Consider the following 19,690-nt stretch of genomic DNA (forward strand, 5'->3'; position numbering starts at 1 on the left):
GAGCCGGCTTGCTGGCGATCAGCCGCAGCGCTTTTTCCAGTCAAATACGTTAGTTTTCAGCCATAACTGAAGAAATGCTCACGTCTGCCGACATATTCTTATAGCACTTGGCCTTCATGTCTCTTGTCAGTCGGTGTCGCAATGATGCAACCTTGCCGCAGGCAACAGTAAAGAGGGCGAGAGCCCGGCGCGATCAGCACATTCGAAGCGAGTTTCCCTCCATGAAAAGCCAACCCGATGCCGCCAGCCGTATGGTGGCCGAGGTAGTGACGCAGTTGCCCGTGCCTTCGCGGCTCGGCATGCTGCGTTTCGAACGGCTGAATGAACCCAGCTGGGCGCTGCTGTTTCTCGACCCCAATTGCGAGCGACAGTTCGGCCTGCCGGCAGTGGAACTCTGTGCGCTGATTGGCTCACCCTATGCCAGCCTGATGGAGCCCGAAGCGCGCTATCAGCTGCATGACGCGGTCCAGCAACAACTCAGCGAAAGCCCGCATTACCTGATCCGTTACACCTTGCACACCGCCGCAGGCACCTTGAGCCTGCTGGAACTGGGCGAAGCCTACAAACAACACAATCGACACCTGCTGCGCGGCTACCTGCTGGTCGTCGACGGCATGTTCGACGGCGAGCCCCTGCTACCGGCACTGGACCTCGAAACCCAGAACTCGCGCCTGCAGATCGCCCTGGAACTCAATCAGCGCGCCCAACAGGAACAGCTGTTGCACCTGGACCGCGTGCGCGCCCAGCAAGACTTGATCCTGCTGCTGACCCGCCAGCGCTACAGCACCGGCAATTCCCTGCAAGAAGCCGCCGAACTGATCACCCGCAGCGCCTGTGACATCTACCAAATCGACTGCGCCAGCCTGTGGAACCTCGACGGTTCGACGCTGGTGCCGATTTCGGCGTATCACCGCGCCACCCAGGAATACGCGCTGCCGGCACCCATCGACGTCAGCGCCTTCCCCGGCTACATGGACGCGCTGCACGGCAGCCGTGCAATCGACGCCCACAATGCGATTCGTGATCCGCGCACCCGGGAAATGGCCGAGAGCCTGCGCCCGCGCGATGTAAACGCGATGCTCGACGCCAGCATTCGCGTCGATGGCCAAGTGGTCGGCGTGCTCTGCCTCGAACAGACCGGTGCGACCCGTGCCTGGCAATCCGACGAAATCGCTTTCGCCGGCGAGTTGGCCGACCAGTTCGCCCAGGTCATCAACAACCACAACCGCCGCACCGCCACCAGCGCCCTGCACCTGTTTCAGCGTGCGGTCGAGCAAAGTGCCAACGCCTTCTTGCTGGTCAATTGCGATGGCGTGGTGGAATACGTCAACCCGAGCTTCACCGCGATCACCCAATACACCACCGAAGAAGTCCACGGCCAGCGGCTGTCGGAATTGCCGGCCCTGGAAAACCTCAGCGAGCTGCTGTTCGACGCGCCCTCGGCGTTGGCCAAGAGCAACAGTTGGCAGGGCGAATTCAAGAGCCGTCGCAAGAACCTCGAACCCTACTGGGGCCAGTTGTCGATTTCCAAGGTGTACGGCGATAACCGCGAGCTGACGCATTACATCGGCATCTACGAAGACATCACCCAGACCAAACTCGCCCAGCAGCGCATCGAGCGCCTGGCCTACACCGACAACCTGACCAACCTCGGTAACCGCCCGGCGTTTATCCGAAATCTCGATGAGCGCTTCGCCCGAGACAGCGATACTCCAATCAGCCTGCTGCTGGTGGACATCGACAACTTCAAGCGGATCAACGACAGCCTCGGCCACCAGACCGGCGACAAACTGCTGATCAGCCTGGCCCGACGCCTGCGCAACAGCCTGATCCCGAGCGGCAGCCTGGCGCGTTTTGCCAGTAACGAATTCGCCGTGCTGCTGGACAACACCGACCTCGCGATGGGCCAGCAAGTCGCCAATCAACTGCTGGCGACCCTCGACAAACCGATGTTCGTCGACAACCAGCTGATCAGCGTCACCGGCTCCGTGGGCCTCGCCTGCGCGCCGCTACACGGCCGCGATCCGCAAACCCTGATGCGTAACGCCGGGCTCGCGCTGCACAAGGCCAAGGCCAACGGCAAGCATCAGGTCCAGGTGTTCACCGAAGCGCTGAATGCCGAGGCCAGTTACAAACTGTTCGTCGAGAACAACCTGCGCCGCGCCCTGACGCAAAACGAGCTGGACGTGTTCTATCAGCCCAAGCTGTGCCTGCGCAGCGGTCGTCTGCTGGGCATGGAAGCACTGCTGCGCTGGAACCATCCGGAAAAAGGCATGATCCGCCCGGACCAGTTCATCAGCGTCGCTGAAGAAACCGGGTTGATCATTCCGATCGGCAAATGGATCGCCCGCCAAGCCTGCCGCATGAGTAAAGACCTGACCGCTGCCGGCCTGGGCAATCTGCAAGCGGCGATCAACCTGTCACCCAAGCAGTTCTCCGACCCGGACCTGGTGTCGTCGATCGCCAACATCCTCAAAGAAGAAGCGCTGCCGCCGAGTCTGCTGGAGCTGGAACTGACCGAAGGCCTGCTGCTGGAGGCCACCGAAGACACCCACTTGCAGCTTGATCAGCTCAAGCGCCTGGGCCTTACCCTGGCCATGGACGACTTCGGCACCGGTTACTCGTCGCTTAGTTACTTGAAAAAATTCCCCATCGACATCATTAAGATCGATCGAAGCTTCATTCACGAAATCCCGGACAACCAGGACGACATGGAAATCACCTCCGCGGTGATCGCCATGGCCCACAACCTGAAACTCAAGGTCGTGGCTGAGGGCATCGAGACGGCCGAGCAGTTGGCTTTCTTGCGCCGCCACCGCTGCGACGTCGGCCAGGGTTACCTGTTCGACCGACCAATCCCGGGCAGCGAGCTGATCGAAAAGCTCAAGCGCTACCCGCGTGGCCCAATCGCCTGACAGTGGCGCTGCACTCGGGCAAACTGCGTGTCTGACAATTTCAACCTGACTGAGAGGACTGATTATGGTTCTGCGCTCGGAAATTCTGGTGAACAAAAACGTGCTCCCGACTAAAGAACAAGCTCTGCCTGGCCGTGAAACGCCAATGAACCTGCCGGAAAAACACTTCGTCCACGACGCCCCGTTGCTGGGCCCGTTTGCCATGGACGTGGATTTCGCGATCTTCGGCCTGGGCTGCTTCTGGGGTGCGGAACGCAAGTTCTGGCAGCGCGAAGGTGTCGTCAGTACGGTGGTGGGTTACGCCGGCGGCTTCACGCCAAACCCGACGTATGAAGAAGTCTGCTCGGGCCTGACCGGCCACAGCGAAGTGGTGCTGGTGGTCTACGAGCCGGCCAAAGTCAGCTATGAAGCGCTGCTGAAGATGTTCTGGGAATTGCACAACCCGACTCAGGGCATGCGTCAGGGCAATGACATCGGCACGCAGTATCGTTCAGTAATCTACGCCACCAACCCGACCCAACTGGACGCGGCCAAGGCCAGCGAGAAAGTGTTCCAGGCTGAGTTGACCAAGGCTGGCAAAGGCACGATCACCACCGAAATCGAAGAAGCGCCGACGGTCTACTTCGCCGAGGCGTATCACCAGCAGTACCTGGCGAAAAACCCTGAAGGGTATTGCGGGATTGGCGGCACAGGCGTGACCTGCCCGATCTGATCTGAAAAAAATCCAAATGTAAGAGCTGGCTTGCCAGCGATGGCGGCGGAAGGTTCAGCACTGACCTCTCGGCCGCCATCGCCGGCAAGCCGGCTCCTACAGGGTTTGCGCATGACCTGTGGAAGCGGGCTTGCCCGCGAAGGCGTCCGATCAAACGCCATCAAAACGTCTGATCAGCCATCAACTCTCGGCAATCAACCAATCCATCTGCCACCCGCCCTGGGTCTGGCCAAGCTTCTTGGACAACCACGGCAGCAACTCACGCAATTCCTCTTCCAGCCCCCACGGCGGATTGGCAATCGCCAGCCCCGAACCGTTCAGACTATTCGGTGTATCCAACGGATGCACCAGCAACTCCACCCGCAACAACTTCGGTGCGCCCGTGCCGGCCAGGTCCTGATAAAAACGCCGCAACAGGCGCTGGTCCTTCACCGGGTACCAGATCGCCGCCACGGTTTGGCGCATCCGGCCAATCGCCTCTTTCAGCGACGCCGCACAACGCTGCATCTCATCGAGCTGCTCGAACGGCGGATCGATCAACATCACCGCCCGCTTCTCCTGCACCGGCAACATTGCACGCGGCACATGCCAGCCTTCGCCCAAGTGAACCTTCACCCGACGGTCACCGGCCATGTTGTCCTTGAGCAACACACCGTCTTCGGGGTGCTTCTCGTTGAGCATCACCCGATCCTGCGGCCGCGTCAGCCGCCGCGCCAGCTCCGGTGAACCCGGGTAATAGCGCAACTGGCCATCCGGGTTCATGTCGTGCAGCACCTTCATGTAATCGGCGGTCAACGCCGGCAGGTCCGGCTGATCCCACAACCGCGCGATGCCTTCCAGGTACTCACCGGTACGGCTCGCCTGATCACCCTGCAGGTCATACAGACCAATGCCGGCGTGAGTGTCGAGATAGGCAAACGGCTGCTCCTTGCGCGACATCAGGGCGATGAGGCGGGTCAAGGTCAGGTGTTTGAACACATCGGCGTGATTGCCGGCATGGAAGGCGTGACGATAATTCATGATTGCTCCTGCGAAGGCCGGGAAGTTTACCTTGTACCGAGGCGAACGTCAGGGCTTCGCGGCCGAGCGGGCAGTGATCGTTCCCACGCGGCGCATGGAAACGACCATGCAGTGGCGCTACGCGGAAGGCCGAGCCTTCAACCGCCGCCCCAACACATCCAGCACATCACACCCGTCCCGCAACGGAATGGCGCAGAGCAAGGCAAAGTCACTGAGGATGAAGGACTGGCATTCGATAGAGCCCCGCATCGACAGGTTTTCCATTACTTGGGTGACGGCGCGGATTCGATAGCTGGCTGCGTCGTATAAAACGTCGAGTGGTGCGAGGGTATCGACGAACAGCGTGGGCATGTCGTCGCAGTTGCTGGTGAGCGCCATGAAGCGGTTTTTGGGGGGTGGGGCTGGTTTTTCGTAGGGTGGGTCGGGGTGAAGATTTGTCATTTTTAAATCTCTGGTAAGAAGGGAAGCTACCATCGGCCTTCCTACAGGCTTGGGTGGCAGCTATACGCGGGGTAGGAATATCGAGACCAGAGAACTCGACCACGCCGAAGCATGCCCGCGCACAGCCGCCGCAACTGATCTTACGGACGCACGCGCCGCAAATACAGGTGTCGACGCCAAAGCGTCCTCTCTGGTCTTGAAGGGTTCCTACACCCCCATCACTGAATTTTCAGTGACCACCAGAGACTATCCATGGAACACGTTACGCACCAGTTCATGGAATCCGATAGAAATTGAAGGAAACTTCCGACGACCTTGCCCAGAAATTTCGCGATCGCTCACGAGAATCTAACCGTCAGCCTTCGTCCCGCTGATAACGCTTCAAACAAACCAGGAGCACCGCCATAAACTTCCTCTGATCCATGACCTCATCATCAAAGTAGGTCGTCATCTTGTTAAAGACCCGATCAAAAGAGTCACCGACATCGAGAAAGTGAGCGATTGTATTAATGAGAGACACCCTCTCTCTCTCCTTGTAAATAAGAAATTCAGGTCGCATCAAAACATCAAACAGTTCAACAAGTTCTTTCTCATCGTTCACGTTCTTGGAGGATATTATTTCCTCTCTTACGTCATCATTCGTGTTTTCAATATCAAAGACAAAAAGCAAACCACGTATATCTTCGATGCAGTAGGAGTTTTTCATAAGTCAAAGTCCGTATATGCGGTTTTAGGACGCCAAAAATCATCCAATATGACTACCGCCTTAGTTTGCTGGCCATACTCCAAGCTTCCACGCTTATATCCTTCGCCGACCTTTTTGCCCATTTCGATTGGTCTACGTGATGTCTGTAAGTCAGTTTGCCGGAAGATCAATTGCACTCTATGAATAGCATTCAGCTGATCCCTGTGGCTCAAGAAGTGAGTCGCCGCAGAAGGTATTTTAGGCTGCCCTCTTCTCCTTCCACTACTGTAGGTTTCTACTACCCCCGTTGTCGGATTTTTACCCGACGTCACGCGCTCCATCTGCGATTGCAACGTAGTTTGCGCGCCGTGCTTTTCTAAAAAATGCCCCCCTGGAGTCGCCTTCTCAATTTTTTCCAACTCCCGATAAGCATTCGCCTCAGCCAACTCATCAATTCTCGCCCGCCTCTGTTCAGGCGTCATCTTCGGCAGAGGCGGCTCACCCTCATCAACCCTAGCGCCAGTCGTATCATCCGGCGCCTTACACCCAGGCTTATCCGACTGCGGGCAATTCCCGCTCAACCCCAACGGATCAACCCACCCCGTCGGGTTCAGCGCGTACCGATACTGATTCAGCCCACCCGCCAGCTTCACCGGATCCGGCGTCAGGTACCGCCCCACCTCCGGATCATAGTACCGATGCCGGTTGTAGTGCAGACCGCTCTCGGCATCAAAATACTGCCCCTGAAACCGCAACGGTTGCTCAAGCTGCTCCCCCCCGCCGTACTCCAGATGCGTAACTTTGCCGTAGGCGTTGTACTTCGCCGACCAGACGATCTCGCCGCCGTAATCCGTCAGTTCCTGAGGCGTGCCGAGGTGGTCGAGTTGGTAGTAAAACGGGCAGGCCTTGCGTGGGCCTTTGCCGTCGAGCATGGCGAGGGGGCGGAAGGTGCCGGGTTCGTAGACGTAACTGCGGTAATGCTCGCGACTGCTTTCGGCGACGAGGTTGTCGCCCTGCCAGAAGAACTCGGTGGTGTGGTCGTCGACGGTTTTGGCGATGCGGCGGCCGAAGGCATCGTAGCGGTAGCTCGTGCTGCGGCCGTCCGGGGTGGTGACGCCGATCAAGCGGTGCTGGCAGTCGTAGCGGTATTCGGTGACGCGTTTTTGCCCGGTGCCGCGTCGTTCGCGGATCAGGTTGCCGAAGGCGTCGTAGTCGTAATGCCGGTCGCCTTGCATGAGCAGGCGATTACCTTTTACGCCAGCCACACCGGGGCGGTCCTGCATCAGCAAGTTGCCCGCCGGGTCGTGGGCGAAGCTTTCCGGTGGGTCGTCGCGGGTGTGGCGCACGCGGGTCAGGCGGTTGAGCGGGTCGTAGTAATAGCTGCGCTGGCCGTGACGACTGTCGGCGACGGTCGCCAGGTTGCCGTTGACCGCGTAGGTGTAGTGGCGCAGGTACAGCGGTCGAGTGTGTTGATTGATCGCGTGGGCTTGCAACCGGCCTTGTTCGTCGTAGTGATACTGGCTGGTGAGCTGGCCTTGTTGGCGTTGCTGCTCGCGACCCAACGTGAATTGGTGAGTGGTGAGCGGTGCGCCGTTGAGGTCAATGGCGCTCAGTGCGCCGCCCTTGGCGTGGTGATAATCGAGTTTACTGCCGTCCGGCAGGCGCATGCGGTTGAGCTGGCCGCAGGCGTCGTAGCCATACCGCAAGGTGCCCCAGCCTTGGTGCTCGGTGATCAGGCGATCCTGGTGGTCATACTCGAATTCCAGCGGGTGGTCATGGCCATCGTCGACGCTGATCAGTCGGCCGAGGCTGTCGTAGACGTACTCGACCTTGATGCCGTCGGGCAGGGTTTTGACCAACAAACGGCCGGCGGTATCGCGCTCGTATTGCGTGACGAGTTGCGAGCCGTCAGCGCCGAATTCGGTTTTCTCCAGCAGATTTCCGTTGAGGTCGTAGGCGTACGCGGTGCGCTGGCCGTCGAAGCCGGTTTCCTGTCGGATTAATCCGCCGGGCGTGTAGTCGAGGCGATATTGTTCGCCGGATTCGTTTTCGATCTCCGTGAGCAACAACTGCGCGTTGTCGTAGCGATAGTTGAGCTGCGTGCCATCGGGATTGATCCGGCGGGCGACCAAATGCAAATCATCGACGTATTCGTAGCGCGTGACATGACCCAGCTCATCGCGCTCGGCGGTGATTTTTCCGTAGGCGTTGTAGCTGAAGGCGCGCGTGGCACCGGTGGGAAGCGTCGTCTGGATCAGTCGACCGACGGCGTCCCACGCGTAGCGAGTGACCGCTCCGTGTTGGTCCTGAGCGGTAATCCGCCGCCCCAACGCGTCGTAGGAAAACCGCCGCTGACCAGCGTCCGGCAAGGTCTCTTCGATCAGTTGACCCAAGCCGTTCCAGACGAAGACATGGCGGCTGAGATCCGGGTAACGGATCGACAGCAACTGACCGTTTTTGTCGTAGTGATAGTGGGTGACCTGGCCGTCAGGATCGGTCGCTTCGGTGACGTCGCCCTGAGCATTGCGCTGATACTTCCACAGCGCTTTGCCGCGATAGCGCGCGTGCAGGAAACCGTTGCGGTATTCGTAGGACGTCGGTTCGTCCTGCGGCGGAATCAGCGCCACAAGCCGTCCGACTTCGTCGTAGTGATATTCGGTGACGGCGCCGAGCGGATCTTGCTCGGCAATCAGCCGCCCCTGGTCGTCATAGGCCTTGAGGTGTTCGCCGCCATCCAGCTCAACCTTGCGCACCAGGCGCGCCCGATCATCGTGCTGGTAAACCTCTTCGCTGCCATCAATGTTTTGAACGGTAACGCTGCCCTCGTCATCCCAGACATAGCGCGCGTCCATCTGCGAAAACGACGCCCAATGCCGAACGCATCGCGCCGCCTTGCCAGACCTTTCCCACTCCCAAAAGAAACTCGCCCCACCAGCCAGTTGCCGCTGGAGGATGACGTGTCGGTCGTCGTAGTCGTAGCGCTCGCTTTCCCCGGCGGCGTTGCTCGCCTCGATCAGGCGAGCGCGCTCGTCATAGCGGTAATGGACCAGCGTCTGTTCGGTGACCCAGGACTCGCCCAGCGTGTCGGCCGGGACAAAACGCTGATAGTCGACGGCGATCAAATGCGCGCGGTCATAACGCAACAGCAAGGCGCGGCCGGCACCGTTGTCGAGGCGCTGGAGGCGGTCGCGGCGGTCGTGCGTGATGCGCAAGCGGTTGTCATAACCGTCGCTGATCGCGGTCAGCCGACCGTTGCGGAAGTGATAAAACCGCGTGTCATCGCCCGCTTGGGCGAGGATCAATTCTTCGGGGTCATCCCCCAGAAAAATTGCCGCGCGCGAGAGGCTGTTGTGGATCGCCGGGCGTTCAAAACTCGGCAACGGAAAAGTGGTGCGACGGTTTTCGTGGTCGATCCAGGTGACGGTGTCGCCGTCGATTTCCAGCCGATGCGCAAGGCTGTGACTCCAGCCGAAACCGAGGCCGCAATCAATTTCGGCGGCGCTGGTTCGATAAAGCCGGGTGAAGTCGAACGGCAGGAGGCCGTCCAGTAAACCGTCGGTGAGGGTCAGCAGCTCTTCGCCGGTGACCATCGACACCGGGCATTTGTTGGTGGCGGTTTTATCGACGGAATCGGTGCTGTCACCGTTGGGGTTTTTCGCTTGTTCCGGAACGTTGTCGTGGTGTTCGTTTTGTTTGAGCGTGGTGTTGCGCTTGGCGTCCCAGCGCAGTTGCATGCGACCTTTTTTCAGGCCGGCAGCGGCACCGCGCGCGGCGACTTTTTTGTAGCGTTCAACATAAGTAATGAAGTTGTTGATGATGTTGAAGATCGCTTTGACGAAGCCCACCACGGCGTTGACGATCCGGGCGCCGAAGTGGGCAAGGCGCATGCCTAAATAGGCGACGCCCGCACCTGCACCGGCAAAGGTCAGAATGACCCCGATCAGAAGGTCGATGAGCAGTTGCACCACCACCGTTGAAATCGCTTCGGCGGTTTTGCCGGCGATTTCGCTGGGGGGCAGCATCTCCAGCCAAAGGCTGGCGGTGCGTAACAGCAAACACAGCGCCGCTTCGTCACTGGCCAGCAGCTGGACTTTTTCCATGGTGGCCGGAAATTGTTCTGCCAGGTCGGCCAGTTGGGCAGCACCACTTCCCAGGCGCTCAACGAACTTGCGGGGATCCTGAAGAATGTCCGAGAGCAGACTGATGCTGTCCCAAACGCCCATGACTGCGGCCCAACTTCCCGCCAGCAGTCCATTACCCGCCGCAGCAAAAGCCGACTGCGACCATTGTGGTTTGAAGCCTGCCCACTCGCTGCGCAGCCAGGTTTCCAGTTGTCCGGTCAGGCCGTCGTAGGACGTGAAAAGCTCATCAACCTGATCCGAAGTCACCCCACTATGGATATGTACGCGGTAGAACTTGCCGGGGATGCCCTCGAACTGTCCCTTACCGTTTTCATCGAGCGTGATCGCTGTTCTCTCGCCGCCCTCCTGCGCAATCACATCAACCTGAATGTTCCCCAACGGAATGTCATAAACCGATTCAAACTTGCTCTCGATCTCCAGAGTTCCGTTTGCAGGACACCGCGCAAAACCCGAGAAAAAATCATCGTCGCGACTGCTCACCGCGGTCGTCGAATCGCCAAGTTTTATCAGCCGCTCCATGTCCAACAGCGAAGGCATGTCCATCGCCCGACTGACCTTGTCCGCATTGCGGCTCAGGAATTCACCAAGCTGCTGGCGATACAAAACCAACGTGTCTTTAAAACCGTCGAGCTCCTGCTCGATGCGCATAATCTGATCCATCAGTTCAGCTCCGCCATGAGGTAATTCGCCAAGGCTTGTTTCGGTGCTTGAGGCAGGTCCGGCGCTTGCAGAAAGATCGCGACCTTGTGCCGCAACACACGCTGCGAAAACGCCTCAAAAAGATCAGGACGGTCCTCGCTCAACCACTTCATCAAGTTGTCGATGCGGGTTGTCGCGGACTGGGTGGCGAGGTCTTCGAGCAGTGATTCAGCAACTTCCCACCACGGAAAAACCCTGGAGGTTTTCAATGCATTGCCGCCGATATGGAGCGGCTGCCCATTGATCAAACAACGCTCAAGCACTGGCATTAAGTTGGCGGCGTTAACGTCGGCAGACCGAAGAATCGGCAACAGATAACGCCCATCCCAGAAGCGGAAAAACACCGCATTGCCGTTGGGCAAAAGCACTTGGGTCAGGCTGCGCAGATGCTCGACCAATGCTTCTTGAGACGCAGAAGAAACCGCCAGCCACCCCCAGTCACGGGACTCGGTCGTAGCGACCCACTGCAGAAACTCACTGCTTGCGGCGACGATTCCGACATAGGGCATCACCGATTCCCACTCGGCATAGGCGGTGTCGGCCCAGATCGGGCTCGGCGCTTGTGCCAAAGTCGTGTGTCGCCAGGCATTCAATGGCCGCGCAGCACTGGCACCGCTGAAAATCGCGAACAACTGCTCGCCAGGCTTGAGCGGTTGGCGTTCCAGCCAGGCGTGGGGTGACAAGCGATCAGGCGGCACAGACACCGTCCTTGCAGCGCTCGCATTCTTCGCAGAACGGCGCGTCGCTTTGCAGGCTCATGATCTGTGCGGCGCTCAGCAGCGCGACCGGGGCGGCGACACGTTTAAACGGCACATCCGGCGACACGGGTGCAGCGGCCATCGACGGCATCAACCCTCCACCGACCTGAATCGGCACGCTGCTGAAAATCCCGCCGGGACCGATGTTGATCCACTGCCCGCCCGCCTGAATCGTCGCGTTGGCACCGCCGTCGATGACCACTTGCTGACCGGCGCGGACGTGGAATTGCTGACTGGCGTTGAGCGCCTGACTGGACACGCGGATGTGCCGGTCGCCCATCACCACCAAGTGGTCGTCGAGCTTCACTTCGGTTTGGCGCTGGCCGTGGGTGATGCGTTGTTCGTCAGCTTTCAGCTCATGGCGGGCGGTCCCTGTGACGATGATGTTGCGCCGGTTGTCGACCTGCACCTGTTGATCATTCAACACGTGCTGGGTCCAGTTTCGCTGGGCGCGCAGGTAGATTTCCTCGGCGCCTTTGCGATCCTCGATGCGCAATTCGTTGTAACCGCCGCCCCCGGGACTGCTCTGGCTGCGGAAGATGCTGCGGGTCTTGTCGGCGGGCAGATCCAGCGGCACCGGTTTTGCGGCGTTGGGCAGGCACCCCATCACCAGCGGTTTGTCGGCATCGGCGTCAATGAAACCCACCAGCACTTCCATGCCGACTCGCGGAATCAGCACGCTGCCGTACTGGTCGTGGGCCCAGCCTGTGGCGACCCGCAACCAGCAACTGGAATGTTCATTGAGCTGACCGTCGCGATCCCAGGCGAGCTGGACCTTGACCCGACCAAACTCATCGCAATGGATTTCGCTGTCGACCGGACCGGTGACCACGGCAGGCTGGTAGCCGAGCATGCGTGTCTTATCTGGTCCTAGGGGTGGGCGAAACGAAACGTCCCACGGCGTCGCCAGAAAAGTATTGCAGTAGCCCTGGAAATCACCCGGGTCATCGCTGGTGGCCGACTCCTCCAGCACTTGCGGTTGGCGGCCATGGTGTTCGATTTCGGTGATCAGCCACAGGTCATTCCAGGCCCGACGTGGATGGTCGGCGAGGCATAGGAAATGCCCGCTGACCAAGGCAGGCTCATCGCCTCGACCTTCAGCCTGTCGGTAGTCGGCGTTGTGGCGCTCCAGCGTTCGTTGAGCGAGGCCCCTGCCATAATCGCGATCCGTGAACTGGCCAGGAAAGTGATAGGCCTCGAGCGCCGGTGATTGCTGACTGTCGCTACGGCTTTCAAGGTGCAGCCGAGGTTTGGTGAAGTCGTAATCACGGAGGGTCACGGCCGTCGTGCGGGTTTCCAGGCGCACGTTAAAGCGCTTGATGACAGGTGATTGCGCTGCCATGCCGTTGTCTGGAAGGTAGGGAATCGGCTCGGGCAAACGACGGAAAACCGTCTGGTCATCACCAAACACCAGCAAATGCCCGTCCGGGCTGTGCTGAAAGTGGTAGTGAATGCCGATCTCTGCACACAACCGCTCGATGAACGCCAGGTCGCTTTCAGCGTATTGCACGCAGTACTCGCGCTCGGGGTAATCGCTGCCGAGCTGAAAAGTGAAGCCAGTAGCCTTGAGAATGCCGTGATTTTTGAGGACTTCCTCGATGATCGCCGGCACGCTCTTGTGCTGAAAAATCCGCTGATTGATGCGATGGCTCAAATAGGCAAGATTCGGCACCAGACTGACCTGATAACGCGTCAGACGCTTGCCGGAATCGCCTTGCCCCACGCGAAAAATCTGACCATGAATGCCGGAGCCTTGTGCATCGAAACTCAGAAAGGCCTGACGATGCAGAAGGCTTTCGAGCTCGATGTCCGGCCGGTCGCTGACCAGTTCCAGGTCAAAGCGGTAAGGCTGGCTGATGGCTTCCTTGCCGGTGAACTCAAGCACCTTGAGTTCAATCTGGTCGTCGACGACGGTCAGCGTGAAGCGCGGTTGATTAGCAGGAGCGAACATCCGATGTGTCTCTGCAGAATGAAGGCGAGCGATTCTGCATGAGCGAAAACGGGTGTTAGCGGAGGGACAGGAAAAACAGATTTCCCCTGCTTTTTTAGGGAATCTTCCTTCAATAATCGGGATGTTTGGCTACAGACATTCCTTTTAGAACCACAACCGAACAACCGTAGGAGCTGGTTTGCTCGCTCCTACGGAGAGATTTTCTAACGCCCAATAAAAACGGCCCGCCTCCAAAGGAAGCGGGCCGTTTTCAGGTTCGGCGAAAGGTCGGAGCCTCAGCTCATCCCGATCACTTGTTCAGGCGGAAATCAGCCTCGGCAGCCGCGAAACGCTGCAGCATGCCTTGAGTCGGCGTGCCCAGTTTGCTGACGATGTAGATCGCCAGGCTGGCGAAGATGAAACCAGGGATGATTTCGTACAGACCCAGCAGTTCGAAATGCTTCCAGACGATCACGGTGATCGCGCCGACCAGGATGCCGGCCAGTGCGCCGTTGCGGGTCATATCTTTCCAGATCACGGAGATCAGGACCACCGGACCGAACGCAGCACCGAAACCGGCCCAGGCGTAGCTGACCAGACCCAGTACACGGTTGTTCGGGTTAGCCGCCAGAGCGATAGCGATCAGGGCAACCAACAGCACCATGGCGCGGCCAACCCAGACCAGTTCAACCTGGGACGCGGTTTTACGCAGGAAGGTTTTGTAGAAGTCTTCGGTCAGGGCGCTCGAGCACACCAGCAATTGGCAGCTCAGGGTGCTCATTACCGCCGCCAGAATGGCCGACAGCAGTACACCGGCAATCCATGGGTTGAAGAGGATTTTCGCCAGTTCGATGAACACGCGCTCGTGGTTCTCGGTCACAGGACCGGCCAGATCCGGGTTCGCCGAGAAGTAGGCGATACCGAAGAAACCAACAGCGACGGTGCCGCCCAGGCACAGGATCATCCAGGTCATGGAGATGCGGCGAGCGTTGGCGATCGACTTGACCGAATCCGCCGCCATGAAGCGCGCCAGGATGTGCGGCTGGCCGAAGTAGCCCAGGCCCCAGCCCATCAGCGAGATGATGCCGATGAAGGTGGTGTTTTTCAGCATGTCGAAGTTGCTGGCGTCTTGCGCTTCGATGGCCAGGAACGTGGTGTCAACGCCGCCGGTGGCCAGCAGCACGATGATCGGCGTCAGCAACAGGGCGAAGATCATCAGCGTGGCTTGTACGGTATCCGTCCAGCTCACGGCCAGGAAACCGCCGACGAAGGTGTAGGCAATCGTCGCCGCAGCACCGGCCCACAGCGCTGTCTCGTAGGACATGCCGAAGGTGCTTTCGAACAGACGGGCGCCGGCCACGATGCCGGAAGCGCAGTAGATGGTGAAGAACACCAGGATCACAATCGCAGAGATGATCCGCAGTAGACCGCTTTTGTCTTCGAACCGGCTGGAGAAGTAGTCCGGCAGGGTCAACGCATCGCCGTTGTGCTCGGTCTGCACGCGCAGACGGCCGGCGACGAACAGCCAGTTCAGGTAAGCACCGATGATCAGGCCGATGGCGATCCAGCTTTCGGACAGGCCGGACATGTAGATGGCGCCCGGCAGGCCCATCAACAACCAGCCGCTCATGTCGGAAGCGCCAGCGGACAATGCCGTCACGACGCTGCCCAGGCTGCGACCGCCCAGAATGTAGTCAGAAAGGTTGTTGGTGGAGCGATAGGCCATTAAGCCGATCAGCACCATTGCTGCGATGTAGATCACGAACGTGATCAGGGTTGGATTGCTTACGCTCATTAAGTTACGCCCTGGCTTTGTTTTTATGTAGCGGCGGCTGGTGAACCGCGCGCAAACGACGACGTTTGACAGACGATTTCAGATCCCACGCATTTATGACTGATGTTTCCCCAGGAAAGCCATCAGCCAGATACACCTGTCTTTTTTGACTGGTTGCACCTTGGCCGCGAATGCTATTCAACAATGCAAATAAGGTGCAACCCATTTCGAGAGAATAAGTTGCACCTAGTCGGATTTACCCGAAAAAAGCCGGTTTTTGCTTCCTTTTAGCGCAGTCAACGAGCGTTCCTAGAATTAAAAGCACCAAGCAAGTGCGGTACGTTCGTACCGGAATTTATTTCCTGACGAGCTGCTTATAATTCCGACAAAAAAAGGGTTGCACCCGGTTGCACCTCGAAGGTTGCGCAGCTAATCTTGCGCCCAGCTGATGCCACGCGGTCGTGGCAAACATGAGGATAAAAATATGGCTACCACCACCCTTGGGGTCAAACTTGACGACCCGACCCGCGAACGCCTGAAGGCGGCCGCGACCTCGATCGATCGCACGCCGCACTGGCTGATCAAGCAGGCAATTTTCAATTACCTGGAAAAACTCGAGGGTGGTGCAACCCTGACCGAGCTCAGCGGTTTGATCAGCAAAGACGCTGACGACGCCGGCGAAGTCCATGCCGACCACGCACACCAGTGCTTCCTGGAGTTCGCCGAGAGCATTCTCCCGCAGTCGGTTCTGCGCGCCTCGATCACTGCCGCTTACCGTCGCCCTGAGCCGGAAGTGGTACCGATGCTGATCGAACAGGCTCGCCTGCCGGTCGCCATGGCCGAAGCCACCAACAAGCTCGCCGCGTCGATTGCCGAAAAACTGCGCAATCAGAAGAGCGCCGGTGGCCGTGCCGGCATTGTCCAGGGCCTGCTGCAGGAATTTTCCCTGTCGTCCCAGGAAGGCGTTGCACTGATGTGCCTGGCCGAAGCGCTGTTGCGCATCCCGGACAAAGGCACCCGTGACGCGCTGATCCGCGACAAGATCAGCACCGGCAACTGGCACCCGCACCTGGGCAACAGCCCGTCGCTGTTCGTCAACGCCGCCACCTGGGGCTTGCTGCTGACCGGCAAACTGGTCGCTACCCATAATGAAGCCGGTTTGACGTCGTCGCTGAGCCGCATCATCGGCAAGAGCGGCGAGCCGATGATCCGCAAGGGCGTCGACATGGCCATGCGCCTGATGGGCGAGCAGTTCGTCACCGGCGAAACCATCGCCGAGGCCCTGGCCAACGCCAGCAAATTCGAAGCCAAGGGCTTCCGCTATTCCTACGACATGCTGGGTGAAGCCGCACTCACCGAGCACGACGCGCAGAAGTACCTCGCTTCGTACGAACAAGCCATCCACTCGATCGGCAAAGCGTCCCACGGCCGTGGGATTTATGAAGGCCCGGGCATTTCCATCAAGCTGTCGGCACTGCACCCGCGTTACAGCCGTGCGCAGTACGAGCGTGTGATGGACGAGTTGTACCCGCGCCTGCTGTCGCTGACCCTGCTGGCCAAGCAATACGACATCGGCCTGAACATCGACGCCGAAGAAGCCGACCGCCTCGAGCTGTCGCTGGATCTGCTCGAGCGCCTGTGCTTCGAGCCGCAACTGACCGGCTGGAACGGCATCGGTTTCGTGATCCAGGCCTATCAAAAGCGTTGCCCTTACGTGATCGATTATGTGATCGACCTGGCTCGCCGCAGCCGTCATCGCCTGATGATCCGCCTGGTGAAAGGCGCGTATTGGGACAGCGAAATCAAACGCGCCCAAGTTGAAGGCCTGGAGGGCTACCCGGTCTATACCCGCAAGGTCTACACCGACGTGTCCTACATCGCCTGCGCCCGCAAACTGCTGTCGGTGCCGGAAGTCATCTACCCGCAGTTCGCCACGCACAACGCCCACACCTTGTCGGCCATTTACCACATCGCCGGTCAGAACTATTACCCGGGTCAGTACGAGTTCCAGTGCCTGCACGGCATGGGCGAACCGCTGTACGAACAGGTTGTAGGCAAAGTTTCCGAAGGCAAGTTGAACCGTCCGTGCCGCGTGTATGCACCGGTCGGCACCCACGAAACCCTGCTGGCGTACCTGGTACGTCGTCTGCTGGAAAACGGCGCGAACACCTCGTTCGTCAACCGCATCGCCGACCAGTCCATTTCGATCCAGGAGCTGGTGGCCGATCCAGTGGCCAGCATCGAGCAGATGGCAACGCTGGAAGGCGGCTTCGGCCTGCCGCACCCGCGTATCCCGCTGCCGCGTGATCTTTATGGTGCCGAGCGCGCCAACTCCAGCGGCATCGACCTGGCCAACGAACATCGTCTGGCTTCGCTGTCCTGCGCCCTGCTGGCCACGGCTCACAACCACTGGAAAGCCACACCGATGCTCGGTTGCGTGTCCAGTACCGAAACGCCTCTGCCAGTCCTCAACCCGTCGGATCTGCGTGACGTGGTCGGTCACGTACAGGAAGCCACGGTCGAAGACGTCGACAACGCCATCCAGTGCGCCCTGAACGCTGCACCGATCTGGCAGGCCACTCCGCCCGCCGAACGCGCCGCGATTCTGGAACGTGCCGCTGACCTGATGGAAGGCGAGATCCAGCCGCTGATGGGCCTGTTGGCTCGCGAAGCCGGCAAGACCTTCGCCAACGCCATCGCCGAAGTGCGTGAAGCCGTGGACTTCCTGCGTTACTACGCCGTGCAGGCCCGCAACGATTTCACCAACGACGCCCACCGCCCATTGGGTCCGGTGGTCTGCATCAGCCCGTGGAACTTCCCACTGGCGATCTTCAGTGGCCAGGTCGCTGCTGCGCTGGCCGCTGGTAACCCGGTACTGGCCAAACCTGCGGAACAAACCCCGCTGGTCGCCGCTCAAGCCGTGCGTTTGCTGCTCGAAGCCGGGATTCCGGAAGGCGTGCTGCAACTGCTGCCGGGTCGTGGCGAAACTGTCGGCGCCCGTCTGGTCGGTGACGATCGGGTCAAAGGCGTGATGTTCACTGGCTCCACCGAAGTCGCTCGTTTGCTGCAACGCAACGTCGCCGGTCGCCTGGATGCGCAGGGTCGTCCGATTCCGCTGATCGCTGAGACTGGCGGCCAGAACGCGATGATCGTCGACTCCTCGGCACTGACCGAACAAGTTGTGATCGACGTGGTGTCGTCGGCCTTCGACAGTGCCGGTCAACGTTGCTCGGCCCTGCGTGTCCTTTGCTTGCAGGAAGACTCCGCTGACCGCGTCATCGAAATGCTCAAGGGCGCGATGGCTGAATGCCGTCTCGGCAACCCTGAGCGCCTGTCCGTGGACATCGGGCCGGTGATCGACGCCGAAGCCAAGGCGGGCATCGAGAAGCACATCCAGGCCATGCGCGACAAAGGTCGCAACGTGTACCAGGTAGCCATCGCCAACAGCGAAGAAGTTAAACGCGGCACCTTCGTGATGCCGACGCTGATCGAGCTGGAAAGCTTCGATGAGCTGCAACGCGAGATCTTCGGTCCGGTGCTGCACGTGGTGCGCTACAAGCGCAAGGACATCGACCAGTTGATCGCTCAGATCAACGCTTCCGGCTACGGTCTGACGCTGGGCGTGCATACGCGCATCGACGAGACCATCGCCAAGGTGATCGACAACGTCAACGCCGGTAACGTCTATGTGAACCGCAATATCGTCGGCGCTGTCGTTGGCGTGCAGCCGTTTGGTGGCGAAGGTCTGTCGGGCACCGGCCCGAAAGCCGGTGGTCCGCTGTACCTGTACCGCCTGCTGTCGACTCGTCCTACCGATGCAATCGAACAATCCTTCGCTCGTGGTGATGCCGTCACTGCGCCGGATGTTCGCTTGAGGGATGCCATGAGCAAACCGCTGACCGCGCTGCAAGCCTGGGCCGACAGCAACAAGTTTGCCGACCTGAGCACCCTGTGCGCGCAGTTTGCGGCGCAATCGCAGAGCGGGATCACCCGTGTTCTGGCGGGTCCGACTGGCGAGCGCAACAGCTACGCCATCCTGCCGCGCGAACACGTGCTGTGCCTGGCGGAAGTCGAGGGCGATCTGCTGGCTCAACTGGCCGCTGTTTTGGCCGTAGGTGGTTCGGCGGTGTGGCCGGAAGCTGACTTGACCAAGGCACTGTTCGCACGTCTGCCGAAGGAAGTTCAGGCACGCATCAAGCTGGTTTCCGACTGGAACAAGGACGAAGTGGTGTTTGATGCGGTTCTGCATCACGGCCATTCCGATCAACTGCGTGCGGTTTGCCAGCAAGTGGCCAAGCGTGCCGGGGCGATTGTCGGGGTTCATGGGTTGTCCCAGGGCGAGACCAACATTGCCTTGGAGCGTCTGGTGATTGAGCGGGCGTTGAGTGTTAACACTGCTGCGGCGGGTGGTAACGCGAGCCTGATGACGATCGGCTAAACCGCAACAAGACCGGGCACCTGCAATAGGTGTCAGGTTTGCAACAATCCCTGTGGGAGCGGGCTTGCCCGCGATGGCGTCAGACCAGTCAACCTCTACGGTGACTGAAAGATCGCCATCGCGGGCAAGCCCGCTCCCACAGTTACTTGTGTCGCTCGCTAAGTTGACACTCTGGC

Annotated in this window: 10 protein-coding genes; 3 read left to right on the top strand and 7 right to left on the bottom strand. The window is 59.5% G+C overall.

Annotated elements, in window-relative coordinates:
• The first annotated feature begins 221 nt into the window (after positions 1 to 221).
• Both ACI77H_RS18215 and msrA read left to right on the top strand, forming a co-directional pair.
• Positions 222 to 2,915, top strand: a complete 2,694-nt coding sequence (locus ACI77H_RS18215) for a putative bifunctional diguanylate cyclase/phosphodiesterase (RefSeq protein ID WP_407013133.1) — start codon at positions 222 to 224, stop codon at positions 2,913 to 2,915.
• 64 nt (positions 2,916 to 2,979) lie between these two features.
• Positions 2,980 to 3,627: a peptide-methionine (S)-S-oxide reductase MsrA gene (gene msrA / locus ACI77H_RS18220; RefSeq protein ID WP_407013134.1), complete on the top strand. Its 648-nt coding sequence runs from the start codon at positions 2,980 to 2,982 to the stop codon at positions 3,625 to 3,627.
• A gap of 180 nt (positions 3,628 to 3,807) precedes the next feature.
• Here msrA and ACI77H_RS18225 read toward each other — a convergent pair whose 3' ends face one another.
• The 7 genes from ACI77H_RS18225 to putP all read right to left on the bottom strand — a co-directional run bounded on the left by ACI77H_RS18225 (position 3,808) and on the right by putP (position 15,097).
• A complete protein-coding gene (locus tag ACI77H_RS18225) occupies positions 3,808 to 4,647 on the bottom strand; it encodes a 23S rRNA (adenine(2030)-N(6))-methyltransferase RlmJ (protein ID WP_259155676.1) in 840 nt (279 codons plus the stop codon).
• Positions 4,648 to 4,764: 117 nt separating this feature from the next.
• Positions 4,765 to 5,088 (bottom strand): hypothetical protein, encoded by a 324-nt coding sequence (locus ACI77H_RS18230; RefSeq protein ID WP_407013135.1) that lies wholly within the window; start codon positions 5,086 to 5,088, stop codon positions 4,765 to 4,767.
• A gap of 355 nt (positions 5,089 to 5,443) precedes the next feature.
• On the bottom strand, positions 5,444 to 5,794 hold the full coding sequence (locus tag ACI77H_RS18235) for a hypothetical protein (protein ID WP_407013136.1): 351 nt from the start codon (positions 5,792 to 5,794) through the stop codon (positions 5,444 to 5,446).
• Positions 5,791 to 10,575, bottom strand: coding sequence for an RHS repeat-associated core domain-containing protein (locus ACI77H_RS18240; RefSeq protein ID WP_407013137.1), 4,785 nt, complete (start codon positions 10,573 to 10,575; stop codon positions 5,791 to 5,793). Before ACI77H_RS18240 ends, ACI77H_RS18235 begins: the two co-directional genes overlap by 4 nt.
• A complete protein-coding gene (locus tag ACI77H_RS18245) occupies positions 10,575 to 11,312 on the bottom strand; it encodes a DUF4123 domain-containing protein (protein ID WP_407013138.1) in 738 nt (245 codons plus the stop codon). The genes ACI77H_RS18240 and ACI77H_RS18245 overlap by 1 nt, the downstream gene beginning before the upstream one ends.
• A complete protein-coding gene (locus ACI77H_RS18250) occupies positions 11,302 to 13,323 on the bottom strand; it encodes a type VI secretion system tip protein VgrG (RefSeq protein ID WP_407013139.1) in 2,022 nt (673 codons plus the stop codon). Before ACI77H_RS18250 ends, ACI77H_RS18245 begins: the two co-directional genes overlap by 11 nt.
• Before the next feature lie 289 nt (positions 13,324 to 13,612).
• Entirely contained in the window at positions 13,613 to 15,097 is a 1,485-nt protein-coding gene (gene putP, locus ACI77H_RS18255) for a sodium/proline symporter PutP (protein ID WP_407013140.1), read from the bottom strand.
• A gap of 463 nt (positions 15,098 to 15,560) precedes the next feature.
• Here putP and putA point away from each other — a divergent pair, with 463 nt between their 5' ends.
• Positions 15,561 to 19,514: a trifunctional transcriptional regulator/proline dehydrogenase/L-glutamate gamma-semialdehyde dehydrogenase gene (gene putA, locus ACI77H_RS18260; RefSeq protein ID WP_407013141.1), complete on the top strand. Its 3,954-nt coding sequence runs from the start codon at positions 15,561 to 15,563 to the stop codon at positions 19,512 to 19,514.
• Positions 19,515 to 19,690: the final 176 nt, after the last annotated feature.

This window comes from Pseudomonas sp. O230 (assembly GCF_045447035.1).
Lineage (GTDB): Bacteria > Pseudomonadota > Gammaproteobacteria > Pseudomonadales > Pseudomonadaceae > Aquipseudomonas.